Source organism: Treponema sp. R8-4-B8, assembly GCF_054786175.1.
The window spans coordinates 250,894-271,465 of the sequence record NZ_BDHE01000487.1; the positions used below are offsets into that span (position 1 = coordinate 250,894).

21 protein-coding genes are annotated in these 20,572 nt (G+C 37.0%); 9 read left to right on the top strand and 12 right to left on the bottom strand.

Going from position 1 to position 20,572, the window contains the following annotated elements; translation table 11 throughout:
- Positions 1-39 precede the first annotated feature (39 nt).
- From ACYVRA_RS14325 to ACYVRA_RS14360, 8 genes are all read right to left on the bottom strand, one after another.
- Entirely contained in the window at positions 40-1,353 is a 1,314-nt protein-coding gene (locus ACYVRA_RS14325; protein ID WP_461253404.1) for an adenine-specific methyltransferase EcoRI family protein, read from the bottom strand.
- A 208-nt stretch (positions 1,354-1,561) separates the two neighbouring features.
- Positions 1,562-2,080 carry a hypothetical protein gene (locus ACYVRA_RS14330; protein WP_461253405.1) on the bottom strand — a complete coding sequence of 173 codons (519 nt, stop codon included), beginning with the start codon at positions 2,078-2,080 and terminating at the stop codon, positions 1,562-1,564.
- Positions 2,081-2,317: 237 nt separating this feature from the next.
- Complete coding sequence (locus tag ACYVRA_RS14335) at positions 2,318-3,634, bottom strand: adenine-specific methyltransferase EcoRI family protein (protein WP_461253406.1); 1,317 nt, start codon at positions 3,632-3,634, stop codon at positions 2,318-2,320.
- A gap of 255 nt (positions 3,635-3,889) precedes the next feature.
- On the bottom strand, positions 3,890-4,333 hold the full coding sequence (locus tag ACYVRA_RS14340; RefSeq protein ID WP_461253407.1) for a hypothetical protein: 444 nt from the start codon (positions 4,331-4,333) through the stop codon (positions 3,890-3,892).
- Positions 4,334-4,607: 274 nt separating this feature from the next.
- Positions 4,608-5,300, bottom strand: a complete 693-nt coding sequence (locus ACYVRA_RS14345; protein ID WP_461253408.1) for a class I SAM-dependent methyltransferase — start codon at positions 5,298-5,300, stop codon at positions 4,608-4,610.
- Between the two features lie 291 nt (positions 5,301-5,591).
- Positions 5,592-5,840 carry a hypothetical protein gene (locus ACYVRA_RS14350; RefSeq protein ID WP_461253409.1) on the bottom strand — a complete coding sequence of 83 codons (249 nt, stop codon included), beginning with the start codon at positions 5,838-5,840 and terminating at the stop codon, positions 5,592-5,594.
- Positions 5,841-5,888: 48 nt separating this feature from the next.
- Positions 5,889-6,299: a hypothetical protein gene (locus ACYVRA_RS14355; RefSeq protein ID WP_461253410.1), complete on the bottom strand. Its 411-nt coding sequence runs from the start codon at positions 6,297-6,299 to the stop codon at positions 5,889-5,891.
- A gap of 36 nt (positions 6,300-6,335) precedes the next feature.
- Complete coding sequence (locus ACYVRA_RS14360) at positions 6,336-6,836, bottom strand: GNAT family N-acetyltransferase (protein WP_461253411.1); 501 nt, start codon at positions 6,834-6,836, stop codon at positions 6,336-6,338.
- Between the two features lie 606 nt (positions 6,837-7,442).
- On the opposite strand from ACYVRA_RS14360, the gene clpS reads away from it, so the two are divergent.
- From clpS to aat, 3 genes are all read left to right on the top strand, one after another.
- Positions 7,443-7,748: an ATP-dependent Clp protease adapter ClpS gene (clpS, locus tag ACYVRA_RS14365; protein ID WP_461253412.1), complete on the top strand. Its 306-nt coding sequence runs from the start codon at positions 7,443-7,445 to the stop codon at positions 7,746-7,748.
- 63 nt (positions 7,749-7,811) lie between these two features.
- Entirely contained in the window at positions 7,812-10,250 is a 2,439-nt protein-coding gene (gene clpA, locus ACYVRA_RS14370) for an ATP-dependent Clp protease ATP-binding subunit ClpA (protein ID WP_461253413.1), read from the top strand.
- Positions 10,250-10,996, top strand: a complete 747-nt coding sequence (aat, locus tag ACYVRA_RS14375; protein ID WP_461253414.1) for a leucyl/phenylalanyl-tRNA--protein transferase — start codon at positions 10,250-10,252, stop codon at positions 10,994-10,996. Before clpA ends, aat begins: the two co-directional genes overlap by 1 nt.
- A 118-nt stretch (positions 10,997-11,114) precedes the next feature.
- Here aat and ACYVRA_RS14380 read toward each other — a convergent pair whose 3' ends face one another.
- Positions 11,115-12,542 (bottom strand): aminopeptidase, encoded by a 1,428-nt coding sequence (locus ACYVRA_RS14380; protein ID WP_461253415.1) that lies wholly within the window; start codon positions 12,540-12,542, stop codon positions 11,115-11,117.
- Positions 12,543-12,741: 199 nt separating this feature from the next.
- Here ACYVRA_RS14380 and ACYVRA_RS14385 point away from each other — a divergent pair, with 199 nt between their 5' ends.
- From ACYVRA_RS14385 to gltX, 6 genes are all read left to right on the top strand, one after another.
- Positions 12,742-13,803: an MBL fold metallo-hydrolase gene (locus ACYVRA_RS14385; protein WP_461253416.1), complete on the top strand. Its 1,062-nt coding sequence runs from the start codon at positions 12,742-12,744 to the stop codon at positions 13,801-13,803.
- Positions 13,804-13,926: 123 nt separating this feature from the next.
- Complete coding sequence (locus tag ACYVRA_RS14390; RefSeq protein WP_461253417.1) at positions 13,927-14,469, top strand: hypothetical protein; 543 nt, start codon at positions 13,927-13,929, stop codon at positions 14,467-14,469.
- A 345-nt stretch (positions 14,470-14,814) separates the two neighbouring features.
- Complete coding sequence (locus ACYVRA_RS14395; RefSeq protein ID WP_461253418.1) at positions 14,815-15,588, top strand: CIA30 family protein; 774 nt, start codon at positions 14,815-14,817, stop codon at positions 15,586-15,588.
- Between the two features lie 289 nt (positions 15,589-15,877).
- Positions 15,878-16,051: a hypothetical protein gene (locus ACYVRA_RS14400; RefSeq protein ID WP_461253419.1), complete on the top strand. Its 174-nt coding sequence runs from the start codon at positions 15,878-15,880 to the stop codon at positions 16,049-16,051.
- 37 nt (positions 16,052-16,088) lie between these two features.
- Complete coding sequence (locus ACYVRA_RS14405) at positions 16,089-16,718, top strand: hypothetical protein (RefSeq protein WP_461253420.1); 630 nt, start codon at positions 16,089-16,091, stop codon at positions 16,716-16,718.
- Positions 16,719-16,865: 147 nt separating this feature from the next.
- Positions 16,866-18,380 (top strand): glutamate--tRNA ligase, encoded by a 1,515-nt coding sequence (gene gltX / locus ACYVRA_RS14410; RefSeq protein WP_461253421.1) that lies wholly within the window; start codon positions 16,866-16,868, stop codon positions 18,378-18,380.
- On the opposite strand, the gene ACYVRA_RS14415 is transcribed toward gltX, so the two are convergent.
- The 3 genes from ACYVRA_RS14415 to ACYVRA_RS14425 form a co-directional block, all read right to left on the bottom strand.
- The gene (locus tag ACYVRA_RS14415; RefSeq protein ID WP_461253422.1) at positions 18,377-19,126 is read right to left on the bottom strand and encodes an SIR2 family NAD-dependent protein deacylase; all 750 of its coding nucleotides are present in this window, start codon (positions 19,124-19,126) and stop codon (positions 18,377-18,379) included. The genes gltX and ACYVRA_RS14415 overlap by 4 nt on opposite strands.
- Positions 19,127-19,191: 65 nt before the next feature.
- Positions 19,192-20,079, bottom strand: a complete 888-nt coding sequence (locus ACYVRA_RS14420; protein WP_461253423.1) for a 4Fe-4S binding protein — start codon at positions 20,077-20,079, stop codon at positions 19,192-19,194.
- A complete protein-coding gene (locus tag ACYVRA_RS14425) occupies positions 20,076-20,516 on the bottom strand; it encodes a DUF2141 domain-containing protein (RefSeq protein ID WP_461253424.1) in 441 nt (146 codons plus the stop codon). Before ACYVRA_RS14425 ends, ACYVRA_RS14420 begins: the two co-directional genes overlap by 4 nt.
- Between the last annotated feature and the right edge of the window lie 56 nt (positions 20,517-20,572).

A 20,572-nucleotide genomic window follows, 5' to 3' on the forward strand; every position in this document is an offset into this window, starting at 1 on the left:
GATTTATGATAGGATAACGGACAAATATTTTTTAATATTTTATTCTTTCTGCACCAACACTCTTCTAAAACATTGTTTGCCATTTATAACTGCTATATAAGACCAATCTTTATCTATAATTTTATATCCTTTTTCTAATATGCCATTTAGTATTGGGCGGGCGGATACGGCAAAAGGTTTTTTATAATCATTCGGTATATAACAATTATCAACTAACAATATTTTTGAATCGTCATATTTTTTATATTTTTCGGGTATGTCTTTTAACGGCATTATTTTTAATTGCTTATATTTTGGCCTGTTTTTAATAGTAATATTTGTGTACCAATAACCTGACGCTCTGGTAAGTTCTCTTTTAGGCGTTAAAAACCAATCCACTTCGTTATAGCCTGCCCATACTTTATTATCTTTGAAATAAGGGATAAATGCTTTTGTAATTGGATTTGCTATGTTAGAAATGATTAAAAACTTTTTGCCGCTTTTAATGATAGTTTCCCAATAATCTATTGCTCTTGAAAACGGCGGGTTCGTGCATACTATGTCCGTTTCTTTTTTGAGAATTTTTAATGATAAAGGATGATCAAAACTTCCTGTATAACCTTCTGGATATTCTTTAGTAAAATCCATTTCTCTGTAACCAAATTTTGTAAAAACATAACCTTTAGTGCCCTGATTAAACAAATCAACCTGACCACTATAATGAGTGCATATTAATTTTTTTAATTCTAATTCTCTGAAGTTTTTAATAAAATATAATGGAAATGCCGAAGTGCGCCTTTCATCATCGTCAACAGGGTCATCGCAGTTACAAAACACGGTTTTATTTTTCCAAATGCTTTTATTATACATTGAGAGTTCTTTTTCAACATCTTCGTATCGGGTATAAAACTCGTCATTATTTACTTTTTGCGCCTTTTGCAACACGTCTTTTTGTGATAACCCTCTTTCTTCAAGAGAAGGTGCTGTTTTTTTTACAATTTTTACTATTTGTTTTTTATCTTCTGTTTTTATGTATGTCTCTTTTACAAACAACGGATGAGATTTAATAAATTTGACATATTCATTAAACAAATATGTGTTAAAAAAATATATTTCCTTGCTTTTTTCTTCACGAAGGGTAACGAATTGGTATTTTATATCATTTTCAACGGTTGCCATGTCTTTTACTTCGCAGGTCATCAAATATTGGTAAACGGTTTCTTTAGATTTGCCAGTCATATTATTGTATTCTTTCAGCCGCCGTTCAAGGTTATTAGTTATGCCTATTTTACATTTTGTCGTTTCTTTTGAGGATTGAACGATATAAATATACTGCCTGCTTTCAGCAGGCACTTTTTCTTTATTTTTTGCCAAAATAAGCCCTTTTTTCCGTTAATTTCATGGAGCTTATTATACCATAGTCATAAAATACGTTGCAAGTACTGATTTTGGAGGATTTTATTCTATTTGAGCGAAGCTATACCAACTATTTTTAATGTCATATATATCATATTCTGTATATTATACGACTGCAAATATCGTATAACGTTTGTTATGTGCTGGTTTGGGCGTACATAATTTTTTATAAAAAAATAGCTATTTCTCTTAATTTATCTCGCCGATATTTATAAAATTTTCTTATCCATATAGCAACAAATAATGTAAATATTCCTGCATATATTTCCACTTCTTCAATACCTCCTGTTACCATTTCTGTTTTTTTTACCAAGCTCATTTTATGATTCATTATTTTTACAATATTATTTTGCTCTTTTAAAATAATTACTCTCTCATTTTTATTGATTTTTTCAAAAATTACCTTATGCTCTCTGATTGGAATAAACCATCTAAAAAATACTTTAATAAATACCTTAAATACATATTCTTTATTAGTCTCCCAACTTTTAGGGAGGCTTTCTTTTATCATAGAGATGTTTGCCATTGGTCTAGATAAATATTCAAGCATTTCAATATTTAATATTTTGTCCCACATTTTTTCAATAGAATTTGTATATAAATGGAATATTTTAAATTTAATGCCTCTTCTTAATCTACCATTATTAACTTCTAATAAGATTTTTTCAAAGAGATCATTTCTCATATTCTTTATCGATTTCATATATTTTGTGAGTCCTATAATTTATAATATTATTTTTTTGAGTATTTGTCAATATTATTTTTGTAAATTTTTTTAATCAATTTAGCCCAAACTGGCACATAACGATAAAAGGTAAAGCCCCGAAGGGGCGTACTTTTACCGTATGTTAAGCGCCGTACCAACAACACCCCGTTATCTTACTACGTCGGTACTATTTATACAAATATTTTTTAATACATTTTATTCTTTCTGCACTAACACCCTCCCAAAACATTTTTTACCATTAGTATATGGAAAGTATTGCGTCTCCTGAATAATTTTATATCCTTTTTCCAATAATCCATTTAATATGGGACGAGCTGATACGGCAAAAGGTTTTTTATAATCATTCGGTATATAACAATTATCAACTACCAACTTTTTAGAGTCGTCATATTTTTTATATTTTTCCGGTATGTCTTTTAACGGAACTATTTTTAAATGTTTATATTTTGGTCTGTTTTTTATAGGAATATTTGTATACCAGTGCCCTGCTGCTTCTACAAGTTCCCTCTTTGGATTTAAGAAATAATCTATTCTGTTATATCCAGCCCATACCTGATTATCTTTAAAATATGGGATAAATGCTGGTGTTATAGGATTTGTTATATTAGAAATGATTAAAAACTTCTTTCCACTTCCAATAGTAACTTTCCAATAATCAGAAGCTCTTGAAAATGGGGGGTTCGTGCATACTATGTCCGTTTCTTCTTTAAGTATTTTCAATGACAGGGGATCATCAAAACTTCCCGTATAACCTGCGGGATATTCTTTAAATTCCTTAAAACCTGTTTTTGTAAATATATATCCCTTTGCGCCTTGATTAAATAAATCAACAGGACCGCTGTAATGGGTGCATATTAATTTTTTTAAGCCAAAATATTGGAAGTGATGTATAAAATACAATGTAAACGCGGACGTGCGCCTATCATCATCGTCAACAGGGTCATCGCAGTTACAAAACACGGTTTTATTTTTCCAAATGCTTTTATTATACATTGACAGTTCTTTTTCAACATCTTCATATCGGGTATAAAATTCGTCATTATTTACTTTTTGCGCCTTTTGTAATACATCTTTTTGTGATAACCCTCTTTCTTCAAGAGACGGAGTTGTTTTTTTTACAATTTTTGTTATCTGTTTTTTTTCTTCTGATTTTATGTATACTTCTTTTACAAACAACGGATTTTGTTTTATGAAATTGACATAACTTTTAAATAAATCTTTATTGTAAAAATATACTTCTTTAGTCGGTATTTCTCTTAAATGTCTAAATTTTTCTTTTATTTCGTCTTCAAGTTTTTTCATGTTTTTAGCTTCGCAAATAAACAAGTATTGAAATATACTTATATTCTTTGGTTTTCCTGTTGTATTATTATAAGTTTTTAATCTTTCTTGATAATCATCGGTTATACCTATTTTGCAAAAAGAGAGGGTATCGGATGCCTGTACAATATAAACATACTGTTTTGCCTTATTTGACGAAGATTTAACCTTATTTGTCTTGTTTTTTGCCAAAATAAGCCCCTTTTCCCATTAATTTCATAGGATCATATTATATCATATTTACGGAATACCTTGCAAGAACCGTTTTTTGAGGTTTTTACCTATTACAGTAAATTTATTCACCTTATTTTTTTCATATATATATTATTTCGTTATGTTATCTCGCATATCTATCTTAGATATGGCGCTTAACGTCTGGCGGTAAAGCCCCGAAGGTGCGTACTTTTACCGACCTGTTAAGCGACGAAAAATATTACAATAAATGTTTTACTTCCTCACCTCTATTTGTAGATCATTATTTTTTTTAAAAACAATTATTTTATAATTTTCATTATTGATAAATTCAATACCGACATACTTTATGTCATCTAATGATATTTTAATTGATTTGCTAACAGTATCTGTATCACCAAAATATTTTAATTTTGCTAAACCATATTCTTTCCAAATATTATCTTTTATATCATGTATCCAAATCATAATTTCAAATGTTTCATCCCGAACAAATGAATGAACTTTAACATAATCTTCCGCATGTCCTTGTAATGTAGTTAAATCAATAATTAACGAATTTTTTGTAGGTAGATCTGGCTGTGGATAATCCATATTTTTTATTCGAGTGTCTTTTATGGAATTACCAATTAACGCACATGAATTAACAAATAATACCAAAATTAAAATATTAACTGAAACAAATGTATTTTTTAACATTATAATCTCCAAATATAAGTATATATATTTTTTTCTCTTTGTCAACTATTATAATTTATTATTTTTTGTTGCATAACATTTTGGCTGTATGCGACGGTTTTGCGGTTGCGATAAAGGAACGCGGAGCGTTCCAGCAACCGCAAAACTGTGGTGGAGCAAAACGCCACAAAGGGCGTTAGCCCGACTGGCGTTTTGCGGAACCCGAGCCGCCCAACGGGCGGCGAAGCGCATACAGGCCTGTTAGGCGAAGTAAAAATTGCTTTTATACTATTATTTATGGTTTATTAAATGATAATATATACATATACCCTTTACATACTATTTTCCAGTCTATATCTTTCATTTCTTTTGGAATAAATTCTATCGGCACGTTTGCTTTTTCTTTGTCATATAATTCTTTTCCGGGAACATTTTTGTATATTTCCTTTACTGTCTTTTCAGTTTCATCTATAATAAATATCTTTTTTCCTGATTTTGATACACGTATCATTTCATTAACGGCTTTTTGTTTGTCATTATAAAAATTAAAACCTCCACAAGAATATACGACATCGAAAACATTATCTTTATATGGTAAATTTTCTGCTTCACAACAATTTAATTCAGCGTTTATGTTCCATTTTTTTGTATGTTTCAATGCCATTTTTAACATTCCCATTGAAACATCAGCACCATAATATTTTGCATTTTTATTCATATAATAAAAATTATCCGCTGTTCCTACAGATGTCTCTAATACTAAATCATTATCATTTACTTTTATATATTGCAAGAAATCATTTCTAAATTTATTTTCTCCACCAAATTTTATTTTTGAAAATATTTTTAGACTAAAATAATAAAATGGTGATATTTTATTATAAAGCTTTGAAAATTTTAGATTATCTCCTTCCAATTCATTTTGGTTAATAAATGTATCTATACCGACTATTTTTTTACTTTCAAATCTATAAATATTTGTTCCCATTTTATCCTCCATAAAATATTATACCATAATACATATTTTTGTCAATGCTTTATTAAATATTTCCAAATATTTCAAAATATATTACGCCTAACGTTCCGGCGGTAACTAGCCGCCGTTAGGCAGCGTACAGTTACCGACCTGTTAAATGCCGTTATTTTTGCTTTTATAATTATTTAATATATTATTACAATAACTTTCTGTGTCTGCTCAACAGGGATAAGTAGTCCATATTATAAGCCTATTTTATTGTTGCATGTTCTTCAGCGTTAATTTTAGTTATTTCACAATCTTTTACAATTGTCCTTCAAATATTTTATGATATATGATAAAATCCATAAAAGATTCTTTTGCCGTTACAATTTCTTTTGAATAAAACTTTGTGAAGTCTTGGGATTTCAAGTTGCCACACCAATTTCGTGAAGGATGGGCACTATGCCCTATTTTTTCTTCATTAAATATTTTTTTATCATAATTCTCCCATGCTTTTTTGCTTACAAAAAATAAATAATTTGGTTTTATAATATCTATAATAAACTTCAATGTTTCATTTGCTATTTTATTATCAAAACTCGAAGGATTAATACTTTTTCATTTGTCTGCAGGACGTTGATAAAAATTAGAATATGCAATATAACAAAACACGCTTTCAGTTGGGTTAAATCCAGTTTTACGAATGGCTTTATCAATATTCGAATAAGGCTGACGGGGCTTAAGTTCTTCTTTCATACAATTAATACAACTGGCAGTATCTGTATGTGAATAAAGTTCGTTTGCCAGTTTTTTATCTTCCGCTTCCGCTATTTCATCATCAATATAAATTTCATACCAATCCTCTATTAACTTTACATCAGTATTTTTAGGCGGATAGTGACTCTCACCAATGACTAATAATTTTTTAGTCTTGTTCCAATATTTCCCAATAAATGGTTTCATTTGATAGTGATGTACGTAATGGTCGAAAGCGTCCAGTTCTTGATTGAATTCTTCTGTACCCAACATAATTAACCTCCATACATTATCATATTAACAACTAATTTAACATAAGTCCTTTTTATCTAAATATTTTATCATTCTTCTATGTAAATGATATTCAGAATAGGGTCGTAATCCAGCAACTACTTCAATATCCCTAAAACCATTTTTTGAATACAATTCATACTCATATACTTCATTATTCATTTCTGTATCTTCAAGAAAGGGAAACGTAACTATTATTCTTTCACAGCCATTTTCATAGAAATATTTTTCAATTGCCTTATATAAATTATTTGCAACCTCCATTTCTTTATATTTTGATAATATCACATAATCCCAAATACAACCTATTTCTTGATTTAGAGGAGGTTTTTCCTTATATCCATCTACTAATCCTATCAATTTATCATTATCAAATGCTGCGAAAAGAACATCGGAGGCTTCCCCGCATAAGTAATAACATTCATAATTAATACTATTATCACAATGTAAACTAAACAACTCTTCTAAATATTCATTTTTCTTTCCAATATCATTAATTTCAATTATTGAAAAAGCCATATACACTCCTATTTCTCATATTATATACAATATTTGACATTTGTCAACTATATTTTTCCAAAATATTCAAAAATAATGGCGTTTAACATTTTATATACGCAATACAATAAAAAACGCATACTAAATTAGTATAATAAAAATAAAAACTTACACCTCCTTGAAACCTTTAGATAAATTACACCCCCTTTTTACTATATCTATTGCCTTTATTCGATATAAGATAACGTATATTCCCCTAATTCCTCTTTGTGTTCATTTTGTGAAATCTTCTGGATATAATTTTTGTAAAGTATTAGTTGTTACAGCGTACTACTTTAGCGTTGAATTTGGAGTGTTATCAATTATTACTGCCTAAATTGGCAATCAAGCGCAAAAAAGAAAAAACTCAACTCAATAACTATGGGATTTAATGAAAACCCTCAAAAAAAACGTTGATTCTCAAATAGTATCCCATTTCACTGAATATCTAAAAAATAGAGTATACAATTTCTAAATTTACTCCCCTCTTGCTCCTCTCTTCCTTTGTGCTCTTTGTCCCTTTGTGTTCTTCGTGTGAGTCTTTTTGGAACCCTTGTCCATATCCCTCAAATTATATAAAATTATCTTATGGAACCGCGAATCAAGGAAAAGCCGACTTCAAAATCGAGGGAAAAATTTAAAGAACCGGAGCAGTTTAGGGTGGTTCTTTTAAACGACGATTATACAACTATGGATTTTGTGGTTGATGTTTTGATGGAGATTTTTCATAAAAACATTGAAGATGCCTGTAAAATAATGTTGGATGTTCATAAAAAAGGCAGAGGAGTGGTAGGGGTGTATACTTGGGACATTGCCGTGACCAAAACCGAGCAGGTACACGCGATGGCAAAGGCTAATGAATTTCCGCTTATGTGTATTGTGGAGCCGATTTAGCGTATAGAATTGATCTATAGAAGAGAATGATAACTTATGTTATATTTATATAGGGGATGAAAAATGAAAGTTTCCGGTCATGTACAGGCGATTATTGACGCGGCGTATAATGAAGCAAAGGTGCGAAAACATGAGTACCTTACTCCCGAACATATACTTTACGCGGCTTTGGCTTTTGATGAAGTTCAGGGGGTGTTGTTTTCATGCGGGGCTGATTTAGCCCAGCTTAAACATGGAATGGAAAATTTCTTTGAGCAAAAAATGCCGATTACGTCCGGGGAACCTACAAAGACCGTGGGTTTTCACAACATCATTGAACGCGCTTTGATACATTGCAAGTCGGCTCAAAAAGACATGATCGATGTGGCAGATATTCTTGTCTCCCTTTACGATGAAGAAAGATGTTACAGCAGCTATTATCTTCGCAAGGCGGGAATAAGGCGGCTGGAACTTTTGCAGGTACTGTCCCACAGTTATGGCAACGATTCGTTTTTAAATTCTCAAAAGGGCGAAAAATACGCCGGTATAGATGAGGATGCCGACGGACAAAAAAAAGCGGGCAAAAAAACAATGCTTGAGCGTTACGCGATAGATTTGACCGCTTTGGCTAAGGAGCAAAAACTGGAGCCTGTAATCGGCAGGGAAGACGAGCTTGACCGTACTGTGCAGGTGCTTTGCAGAAGAATGAAAAATAATCCTATTCATGTTGGGGATTCCGGCGTAGGAAAGACGGCAATTACGGAAGGGCTTGCCCAGCGAATTGTCGCTGGCAATGTGCCGCCGCTTCTTAAAAACTTTAATATCTACGCCCTTGATATGGGTTCTATCCTTGCGGGAACCAAGTACCGGGGCGATTTTGAGGAAAGGGTAAAACGCATTGTTGAGGAACTTTTAAAAAAAGAAAAATCAATTCTTTTTATCGATGAGATTCACACTCTTGTCGGAGCGGGAGCAGTTTCAGGCGGAGCGATGGACGCTTCCAATCTGCTAAAGCCCGCGCTCACTTCGGGCAAACTCCGCTGTATCGGCTCTACAACGCACGAGGAGTACAACAAGTTCTTTGAAAAAGACCGGGCGCTTTCTCGGCGTTTCCAAAAAATTGATATTAACGAACCGTCTGTAGAAACGGCAATTGACATACTCAAGGGCGTTAAAGGCCGATACGAAGACTACCACCATGTCCACTACAGCGACGAGGTTGTGGAGACTGCCGTGCGTCTTTCCGCGCAATTTATCACAGAGCGCCGTCTGCCCGATAAAGCCATTGATGTAATTGACGAAGCCGGCGCTTACGCGCGGATAGAAGCGTACAAACATTCGCTGGAAGATTCAGGCGCGGAAGACGAAACGGCAGAAGCGTCAACACCGGATTTATTCGCGGCTGAAATGACAATGACAGAAAGGTCAGCGTTTGAAAAAACTGCGGCTGATAAGACGGCGGCTGATAAGACGCACAAGCCTTCAACAGTACAGGACGCGCAAATTGAAAAGATAGAAATTACCCTTCCTGTTATTGAGACTGTTATTTCCAAAATCGCGCGTATACCGCAGAGGTCTGTGGGCGAGAGCGAAAAAGACAAACTTAAAGATTTGGAAGCGAGGCTTAAACAAAGGGTTTTTGGCCAGAACGACGCGATATCTGCGGTGGTAAAAGCCGTTAAACGTTCTAGGGCGGGATTCAGGGCGGACGGCAAACCTGTCGCAAACTTCCTCTTTGTCGGGCCGACCGGAGTCGGCAAGACGGAACTGGCGCGGCAGTTAGCTGAAATTATGGGGATCGCTATGCTACGCTTTGACATGAGTGAGTATCAGGAGAAGTACACAATTTCGCGCCTTATCGGCTCCTCGCCTGGTTATGTCGGTTATGAAGACGGAGGTCAGCTAACGGACGCTGTCCGCAAACAGCCTCATGCTGTGGTATTACTCGATGAAATTGAGAAAGCACACAGCGACATCTTCAATATACTTCTGCAAATTATGGATTACGCCACCCTTACCGACAATCAAGGGCGTAAGGCTGACTTCCGCAATGTAATTTTGATAATGACAAGTAACGCTGGCGCAAGGGAAATCGGCAAGGGGCTTATCGGTTTTGGGGACCGAATTCAAGACGACAGCGCGATTGACAGCGCGGTAGAAAAATTCTTCACTCCTGAATTCCGCAATAGGCTTGACGCGATTGTCCGTTTTGGCCATCTTTCGCGCGACATTATGGTTTCCATTGTCCAAAAAGAGTTGGACGCTTTTACCGCCCAGCTTACGGAAAAGAACGTAACCATTACCGTTACAGAAACCTGTGTGGACAAATTGGCGGAAGAAGGTTATAGCAAAGAGTTTGGCGCAAGAAACGCGAGCAGATTAATAGAAGAAAAAATAAAAAGTTTCTTTGTGGATGAAGTCCTGTTTGGCAGCCTGAGCGAAGGGGGAAGCGCCGTTGTGGACTGGCGCGACGGCTACTGCATGGACATCGAAGAGACTCAAGCCTTAACAGCGGAAAATTAGTGCCGCGTTTTCGTCCCGGTCCCGATCCTGATTTTCCCTACCTTGATACAACCGCGTATTTTCAATTTCCCAATCCCAATGAATGTGAAGACAGTATCATCGCAGTAGGCGGCAATCTTTCGCCAGGGATGCTGCTCTCCGCTTACGAGCAAGGAATTTTTCCCTGGTACTCCCCCGGCGATCCAATCATCTGGCAGTCTCCCGATCCCCGTTGTGTGATTTTTCCCGAAAAACTGCATGTCTCATCCTCCATGCGAAAAATTTTAAACGGTAATGTTTTTAAAATAACCTACGATGAAAACTTTGACGGAGTAATAAGAAACTGCGCTGAAAAAAAGCGTCCCGGTCAAAACGGAACATGGATTACAGAGGACATAATCGAAGCATACACGGAACTTCATCAGCTTGGCTTTGTACATTCCGCCGAAGCATGGCAGGGCGGAGAACTAGTCGGCGGCTGTTACGGGGTACTGCTTGGCAAAGTTTTCTTTGGCGAATCAATGTTCTCTAACGTTCCGAACGCCTCAAAAGCGGCGTTCCTTACTTTTGCAGAAAAGCTTTTTGCTGGAGGACTCAGCTTTATTGACTGCCAGATACCGAGCAGTCATATAATCAGTCTTGGCGGAGAGGAAATGGCGCGTAACGATTTTCTTGCGCTGTTAAAGAAAAATTTGAATTATTCCCGAAGAATATCCTCTCGCAAAGGCGTAGAGGCGCAAAGTACTTCTCCGATAGCTCATTGCTGATCTAGATATATTAGTTTAACTACAAATCTTGAAGGGAAAACGATGATCCTACGAACAACAATTTTGCGCCTCTGCGAGAGAAAATTTGAGAATAATGTTTTGTGAAGTCTTCTCCTAATCATGCCTCTCTATAAAACGCGACATATCCCCTATATGTCGTATAAAGGTCTATCTTACTGATCACTTCAAAGGGCGAATGCATTGACAGCACGGGAATGCCGCAGTCGATAACTTCTATTCCCAAATTGGCGGCATACAGTGCGATTGTCCCGCCACCGCCCTTGTCTACTTTGCCCAATTCGCCAAACTGCCACTGGACTTTATTGCGGCTCATAATCGCCTGCACTTTAGCGCAAAATTCAGCGTTGGCGTCGCTTGCGCCGCCCTTGCCGCCAGAACCTGTGTACTTTGTTAGCACGATTCCCTTTCCTAAAAATGAACAGTTTTTTTTATCGAATACGCCTGAGTAGGTTGGATCAAACGCCGAGTTGACATCGGCGGATAACATTGCGGAGCGCGAAAAACATAGCCGCAGATCCGCCTGAGAGCCGCTGCAAAGGAGCGCGATGAAGTTTTCAAAGTTGACGGAGCGTGCGCCTGTGTTTCCGACAGAGCCGATTTCTTCTTTGTCTGACAGATAACAGACCAATGTTTTATTAGGGGCTGATTTTTCGCGCGCAAGAGCGGTGATAGCTTGCAAGGCGGGGAACACGCAGCAGCGGTCATCGTGGCCGTAAGAGCCGATTAAACTTCTGTCAAGGCCGACATCGCTTGCTTTAAAAGCGGGAACAAATTCAATTTCAGCGCTCGCAAAATCTTTTTCCGTAATACCGTATTTTTTATTCAGCAGTTCAAGCAGATAAAGTTTTATTTTTTCTTTTTCGTCTTTATCATTGTATGGGCGCGAACCAGCTAGAATATCAAGGTCTTCGCCCTCTACCACTACCGTCCCTTTTTTATCCATCTGCTCTCTGGCAAGGTGGGGCAGAAGGTCTGTAATCGTGAACACGGGATCACCCGGTTCTTCGCCGATATTGATGGTTGTTTTTTTACCGGTTTCGTTTACAAATACGCCGTGCATGGAGAGCGGAATGGCTGTCCACTGGTATTTTTTGATGCCGCCGTAGTAGTGAGTGTCAAAGAGCGCGAGGTCGCTGTCTTCGTATAAAGGGTTTTGTTTTAAATCGAGGCGTGGAGAATCTATATGGGCGCCGAGAATATTGCAGCCTTCGATGACGGGCTTCTTCCCTATGACGGCGGCAATGACTGACTTCTCTTTGATATTCTGATAAACCTTCATGCCTGCCGTAAAATTTTTGTCTTTCAAAGTGTCGATGTTTACAAAGCCGTTTTCAGTGAGAAGTTCGCAAGTGATATCGGCACATTCGCGCTCTGTCTTTCCCGTATTTAAAAATTGTTTGTACGATGTGGCAAGCGCCTCAACCTCTTTTTCAGTCTTCTTATCAATTCCTTCCCAGCCATTTTTCAGCTTGAAAAACAATTTGTCAGATAGTTTCTCTTTTTTTCCTTTTGTTGTTTTAGCCATAAAATCCCCCTGTTTGTACCTGTAGGAAATAATTATAATGAGTTCTACATTAATTCGCAAGAGTTCTCACAAAGAGCACAAAGGGACAAAGATCACAAAGAGGGAAGAAAGGGGCTGAAGGGCTATATACGCGAGAAGATGTATTATGTATTATATATGTATGAAAGTAAACTTTAAGAAGGTAAAGGGGATATAAATAGTGGTTTTAAGGGATAAACTGCTTTTATGTTTTTTATTAATAATTATGCTTTTTTCTTTTTCCAAATGCTCGTCTCCTCCGCCTGAGTTTTCGGAAGATGACTGGTATGAAAAAACTCACGCGCCGGATTCTGCTCTTTTATACGCGAATAATGTCGCCGATGATGGCACGTTTTTTAACCCCTGGTTGGAAAGAGAAAAAAGAAAGGGCCGATATTTCCGAAGCAAAGGGCAATTTGAAGAGCCGTCAAACGCCCAATACGGCGCAGTACCCAATGATTTTTCCTATATTTCAGATAACGCTTTTGACAGCATTACCAACGCTGGCCACGCTTCGATAATTATCAAGATGAACGGGCAGACAATTTTTACAGACCCGTTTTTTTCAAACGCGGCTGCGGTTGTGCCAAAAAAAGTTAAAATAAAATTTGATTTTTCAAAAGTGGCAAAAAAGCCTGTAGTGTTAATAAGCCACAATCATTATGATCATCTGGATAAATATTCCATAAAACAGCTTGCGAAAAAAGACGCTGTCTTTATCGTCCCGCTTGGGTTAAAAAAACTTGTTTCAAGTTACGGTGCGAAGAAAACGCACGAACTTGGCTGGTGGCAAAATATTATTATTGACGGCATTGAATATACGTTTGTGCCTGCCCAACATTGGTCGCGGCGGTTAGGGCAAAAGGGCGGCAGTACTTTGTGGGGCGGCTATATAATTAAAGGCGCGAAAACAATTTATTTCTCTGGCGACACAGGTTATTTTATCGGGTTTAAGGAATTCGGGAACCGTTGGAACATTGATTACGCCATTATGGGGGCGGGTGCTTATGAGCCGCGTTGGTTCATGCATTACGCGCACATGAATGTAAAAGAGTTTTTAATGGCTGCGCGGGAAACAAAAGCGAAAATTTCAATCCCCATGCACTTTGGCGTTATCAGCCTTAGCAATGAGCCTCTGCTCTATCCGTTATTTGAAATTGACAACGCGATTAAACAAAACCCCGAACTTGCAAATAGCATACTGCCATTAAGGGTGGGAGAGTATACAAAAATGAGCAATTAGCAATAATTTTTTATTTTTCTAGGTATTCGACAAATAATTTGTATTGAAACTACAAGTAAACTATGTCCCTCGAGTTGTTTTTCTGTTTTTTATAAGTTATACTATAATATTAAGGAATATTATATGAAAATGTTTTCTGTAAAAAAAATACAAGTGCCACCTATTATTACAATTTGCGTTGTAGTGATATTTATTATTTTGTTGCAGTCTTGTGTGACCACCGAAGAAAAAAAAGCGTTAGAAAGAAGAGACTTTTTGGTAAATAACGGAGGCTTGGCAATGTTTACTAAGCCACCGTTAGAAGGTGAAACAGTTTTAAAAACTTATGAAGATAGCTATGTTCGTACTAAAACCGTGACAATGAGTGATACAACGAATATTAGTAAATACAATCTATGGGTTAATTATCGTTTGAATTATCCTTCTGATCTTCACGAGAATTCATTTTCAGCAAATCCAGTCGCTTTTATTATACTTGCAAAAGCCGCAAAAGATTTTCCAGATATTGATATAAATGAAATGGATGTTCGTTCAGTAAGAAATGGCTCAAATTCGTATCGTATAAATATATCGAATTTGCTTAATGACAAGAAAAAAATAGTCGGTTATATCTTTTATCCTGAAACTACTTATTATTTTTCAGGAACTGTTGTAAGAGTAAAATAAAATTATCTAAAAAATAAGGGACAAAGATCACAAATGGGTATTTTAGATCGTTGTTTCAAAGCTGATCTTGAAATTTCACGATAAGATAACGGACAAAAACCTCTGATTTCTCTTTGTGTCCTTCTCTTTCTTTGTGTTCTTTGTGTGAAATCTTCTGGATGTAATATTTGTAAAGTTTTAGATGTTACTGACTACGATGGTCAATAAATACTTCACGCCTTCTCATCACACAGTACAAGTTGAGCAGACAATAATACCAACGGAAGAATTTCAAAAAAAGTTGGACCCTGTTCTTTATACCGAGAAACGGCAAAGATTCTTAAAGAAAAGTCAGGCGGGAAATGCGTGGTTATATCCAGCATAGGCGATCTTGTTAACCCGTTTCTCAGCATGCGCTCCCAACCGTGGATTGTAAGCGGAAAATTATATGTCGATCCCGCCATAGAAAAGGGTATGGATTTTATCAAAAATATTCATGCTAACGGATTAGACGGCGGCGTAGGCCAATGGTCGAATGAATGGTTTGCGGGAATGAGGGGCGAGCTTAAAGATAATAAGGGGAATCCCGTGGAAACATTCGGGTATTTTCTTCCAACATGGGGTTTGCATTTTGTCCTGAAAACCAACGCGCCCGGCACTTCCGGCGATTGGGCTATGATTCAATGGCCTGTTCCTTACAGTTGGGGCGGAACATGGCTTGTCGCAAGCGCGAAAACAAAAAATCCAAATGCCGCCAAAGAGCTTATCCGTTATCTGACAACAGAGAATGGTTTTCTTGAAGCGTGGGCGAAAGACACTGGAGACGTTGTAAGCAATGCGGAAAGGGCGAGAACAGCGCAAGGAATACGGTTTAAAGTATACGGAGACGGCAAACCGTGGGTTTTGGCGGTAACCACAGAAGAAATAAAGACTGATTATCAACGCTACCAATATCGATTCGATACGATAAAAAACAAAGTTTCGGTAATAGACATACCTTATTCAGCCCTTAAACAGCCTGAATGGGCCAAACAGGTAACATTCAATAAGAACACAATAGAGAATTTTATTTTTCAGCGTAATCATGATCTAGGTATGGGAGCCTCAACGATTAAAATTTTTGATATAGAGGTTTATTGAATATATTTTGAATATTTTCCAAAAATAACAATGAGGGAGATTATTACTTCCAGACTGGGAAAATATGTCCTGTTATAGGATGATTATGCCCTTTTCAAATAAAAAAATCTCATTTTTAGACTAGACAAAATATTTTAGAGGTAATAAAATAATAACAAGGTTTTAAATTTCCTGCGGTTTTTTTCGCCTCTTGCTTTGCGAGTCTATAAGCCCGTAAAAAGGAGGCTTTTGGGACTGGAAAACAGTGGTAAATTTGTATATATTTAAAGATGAAGATTAAGGGGAAAAGATGATGGAAGATATTGTATTAATTAATGCAAGAAAAAAACTTGAAGCATCTCCAAATTTAACAGATAAAGAGTATGAAAAAAAAATGTCTCACATGAACGATGAAGATAGTATTGACGATTTAGATTTTGATAAAAAAGATTACGATATTCTGGATTACGTTGTTTTTGACTGATTCAAAAAATAAATCTATCTACTGAGGAAGTACAGCTATGAAGGAAGAAACTAAGGAGCGTTTTCGAAAAAAGTTATTAATAGATATAAAGAGACTTTGTGAACTTAGTAACAAGCTATATAATGATGAAGATAGATTTAAACATATTTTTGAATATTATGAACAATATAAAAGCTTAATACACAAACGGATAGAACAATGCAACGAAGAAGAAAAAGAATATATTAGAATGGATCGACATAAAGTCGCAGCGGCATTTTTCTGCGCAATCTTAAAAGCTAGTCCAATTGGCAAAAAACCAGATGCTAATAAATTCCTTGAAAGAACAATAAATATACAATTGGCTCTTATATTTAGCGTGCAATATGTTATTGATTTATTTAATGTATCTGATCCTAACAATTCCGAATTGGATAAAAAGATTTTTAGCAGGATGTTCAAATTACCAAAATGTAAAAAGAGCAAATCAAAAAATTATATAACAAATTTTATTATGCTCATTGAAGATATTCAAAAAGAAAGCCTTAATGATGATTCAGAAAATTTTCAGCCAAAATTATTGTTTGTTATATCACATTTATTTTTTTTATTAGATGTATATTCATATCAGGAAAACTATTGTCTTACTATAGAAAGTGACCCATCCTTAATAGCTATGGCTAAATAAGGCAGAGTAACAAATAAAGGTGATTTAACAAGATTTATAGGAAGACAGCAAAAAGCAGAAAACAATGCCTGTCACTGCCTATTTACCGCTGAAACGATCACTGCCGTTATAATGACAGACCTTCACTTATTTGCTATAATAAAATCAATGAGTATACGAGACCGATATGCGCCTTCCCCCACGGGGCTTCAACACATTGGCGGGATAAGGACTGCGCTTTTTAATTACCTCTTTGCCCGTTCAGGCGGCGGAAAATTTATCCTGCGCCTTGAGGATACCGACAGAACCCGCTATGACGAAAGTTATGTGAAAAACCTTTACGACACTTTTAACTGGCTTGGAATAAAATGGGATGAAGGCCCCGATTGCGGCGGCCCATTCAGTCCTTATATACAGTCAGAGCGAACCGCTCACTATAAAAAATACGCGCAGGAGCTTCTTGATAAAGGGCAGGCGTATTACTGCTTTTGTTCGGCGGAAAGAATTGACAAAGTGCGGCAGGAAAGGGAAGCCGCCCATTCCTCAGAAAGCGGCTATGACCGGCTTTGTCGGAACATTGCTCCAGTGGAGGCCGCGAAAAGAGCCGCCGCAGGAGAACCCTGCACCGTCAGATTAAAAATCCCGCTTGGAGAGACGACACGCTTTCATGATCATCTGCTTGGAGACATTGAATGGAAGAACGACGATATTAACCCCGATCCAGTGCTGTTAAAATCTGACGGCTTCCCGACTTACCACCTTGCGAATGTGGTAGACGATCATTTAATGGAAGTGACCCATGTTCTTCGCGCTCAGGAGTGGCTTGCCTCCACGCCTCTGCATGTGATTATGTACCGCGCCTTCGGTTGGCAGCATCCTGAGTTTTGCCACCTTCCAATGGTGATGGGGCAAGACGGCAAAAAACTTTCCAAACGCCACGGCGCGACAAGCATTGATGAATTCCGCAAGCAGGGGTATCTTCCTAGCGCGCTGATAAATTACATCGCGCTGTTAGGCGCTTCCTACGAAGAAGGAAAAGAGATTTACACCCCCGAAGAACTCGCCCAGCGTTTCAGTCTTGATAAACTAAATAAAGCTCCGGCGGTATTTGATTATAAAAAACTTGAATGGTACAACGGGCAGTACATCAGAATGATGAGCGATGAAGAGCTTGCCTCTCTTTGTCTTCCCTTTGCGATAGACGCGGGATTGTTTGGCGGCGTAGAGAACGAAAGAAACGAAACGCCAACACAGCGTTATGAGCCATCGGAGAAGCAGAGGAAAATTTTTACCGCCGCAATGCCGCTTGTAAAAGAGAGGCTTGTCTTCCTTAGCGAAGTACATGAAAAAATAGCCTATTTGTTTAAAGAGCCGGAAATTCCGGCGGCGCAAGAGTTTATTCCTAAAAAGAGCGATCTTGCGAAGACGGTTGAGATTTTGCAGATAGGCAAGGAGCTTGCGTGCGAGTTAGCTGAAATGCCAAACGATGAAAAGACGGAGGAGTTTATAAAAGCGGAGGCGGAAAAAAGGGAAATAAAACTTGGAGACCTTATGATGCCATTGCGTGTCGCGATTACGGGCAGCCGCGTAAGTCCGCCGCTTTTTGGATCGCTTCGTATTTTAGGAGCGGAAAAATCTGTTGAGCGGGTGCAGAGGGCATTGGATAAATTAAGCGGGGCTTAATTCTCAGAGTTTAGGCAAGTTTGCAATTCCTCGAAGACCGAGCCAAGATCATCAAAATGGAGTAACGCCCTGCCGTCCAGTGAAGTGGGCATGTTATTTACAATGACAATTTCACCACCGCACCGCAAAGTGTATTGGGGCATACCGGCGGCAGGGAAGACAGTCAAACTTGTTCCCAGCACAAGCATCAAATCCGCTTTTTGCGATTCCGCCGTCGCTTTTCTTAACGCGTCAGCAGGAAGACTCTCCCCAAAAAAAGTAATCGCCGGTTTTAATACCCTTCCGCACTTTGGGCACTTGGGCAATTCTCCCTTGTGGACAATAGCCGCTACTTCTTCATAACTCACCCTTACGCCAGAGCATCGCATACAATAATGAATTGAAGGCGAGCCGTGAATCTCTATCACATTCTTGCTTCCGCCCTTTTGATGCAAAAGATCGATATTTTGCGTAATCAACGCTTTTAGATAACCGCGCTTTTCAAGTTCTCCAAGCACGATGTGTACAATGGACGCTTCTTTTTCATCAAGATTGTAAATGAAAGAACCCGACATTTTGTAGTAAAACGAAGGGTCTTTTTCAAAATAGCTGATGTCATAAATTTTTTCCGCGTCCATATCGTTGTAAAGGCCGTTCTTGCCGCGAAAGTCTCGAATGCCGGAAAGCGTGCTGACGCCCGCGCCTGTCAGGGCGACAAGGTGTTTGGCTTCTTTAATCATCGTATATAATTCTTTAACTTGTTCCATAGTAATAAATTATATACCATTACAATGATGTATGCTACTGCCAGCGGCCTCGTTACAACAAGCGTTTACTTTATAGCCTTAACCGGACATATATTTTTGCAATTTCCGCATAAAATACATTCAGTTGATAAAATTTTTTGTCCGTTTTCAATATATTTTCTTACATCTACGTCCATCGGACATACCTCGTTGCATTTCCCGCATTTTATGCATTTGTTTCCTGTTGGATTTAATTTAACTAATGAAATGCGCGTTGGCAGTTTCATAATAAGTGAAACAGGGCAAAATATTTTACAAAAGGCGCGTTTTTTCTTAAATACAAATGCCAATATTATTCCTATTATGTAATACGATATATACCCGACAAGAAACCAGATAAATTGATCGAACTTGCGGTGTTCTATGAAAGAAGTGATAGAGGAATCTATATGTTTCGCGTAATAGTCATACCCGCTTTGAATTAGTATAAAAGGTATTAATAATGAAATAATTAAAACAGGTATCCTTATGTAAGTATATTTTTTGGGTACGGGTTTGTTTTCTTTTATCGGCAGCCATTCGAGTAACGCTGCTGTATAACAAGCCCAGCCGCAAAAACCTCTGCCCCAAATAAGCGGACCAAAAACTTTTGCTATCGAATAATGAATTAAGACGCGGGTAAAAATTCCCGTGGTTATAAAATATGCCAGATAAATTACAGTTTCTTCGATCTGCATATTTTCTCTCTGCATTACTCCCAGAAAAACCAGAAAAACCAGCGAAATCATAGAAAGGCTGATTTTTCTTCCCAAGTCTGAATTATTTAATCGAATACTGAGGAAAATGCCAATTGACATGCTTAATCCCACTGGGATAAAAACAAAGAAAAATCCAACCCATATCGTTAAACCCATTGAAACGGACAAAACAGTACCAATTAGAAATGGGAAAATACACTCTATATATTTTTTCATATTACCCCCAACGCTTTTACTTTTCCTATGTTGACAATTAGTTTTGTCGAATTGTTATTTATCGGCACTTTCAATGTATTAAAACCGCCCGGCGCTCCCCTTAGATTATAATTAGTTTTACCGACAGGCTCTAACGGTATGCCAAATAAAATGGTATTGAGTTTTTCATCGCCGTTTTTATCCTGAAAAACAGAAACTACATACTCACCGTCCGGCAAATCTAAAGAATGCGTTAAGGTAGTTATATTTGGCTGTAAGATAAAATTGGCAAAAGCCTTTTCGTTTTTATAATCATTTTTATTTGAGTATACGGCGACATATACCAAACCGCCATTCACGATTACTCCGTTAATCTCTATAGTTGTATGAATATTTTCCGCAAATAAACTTTCAACAACTAAAATTAAAACGCATAATAAAAGCAATTTTCTCAACATATTGTTCTCCATGTTGAAATTATAGAAAATTGCTTTTTAAAAATAACAGAAAGTTA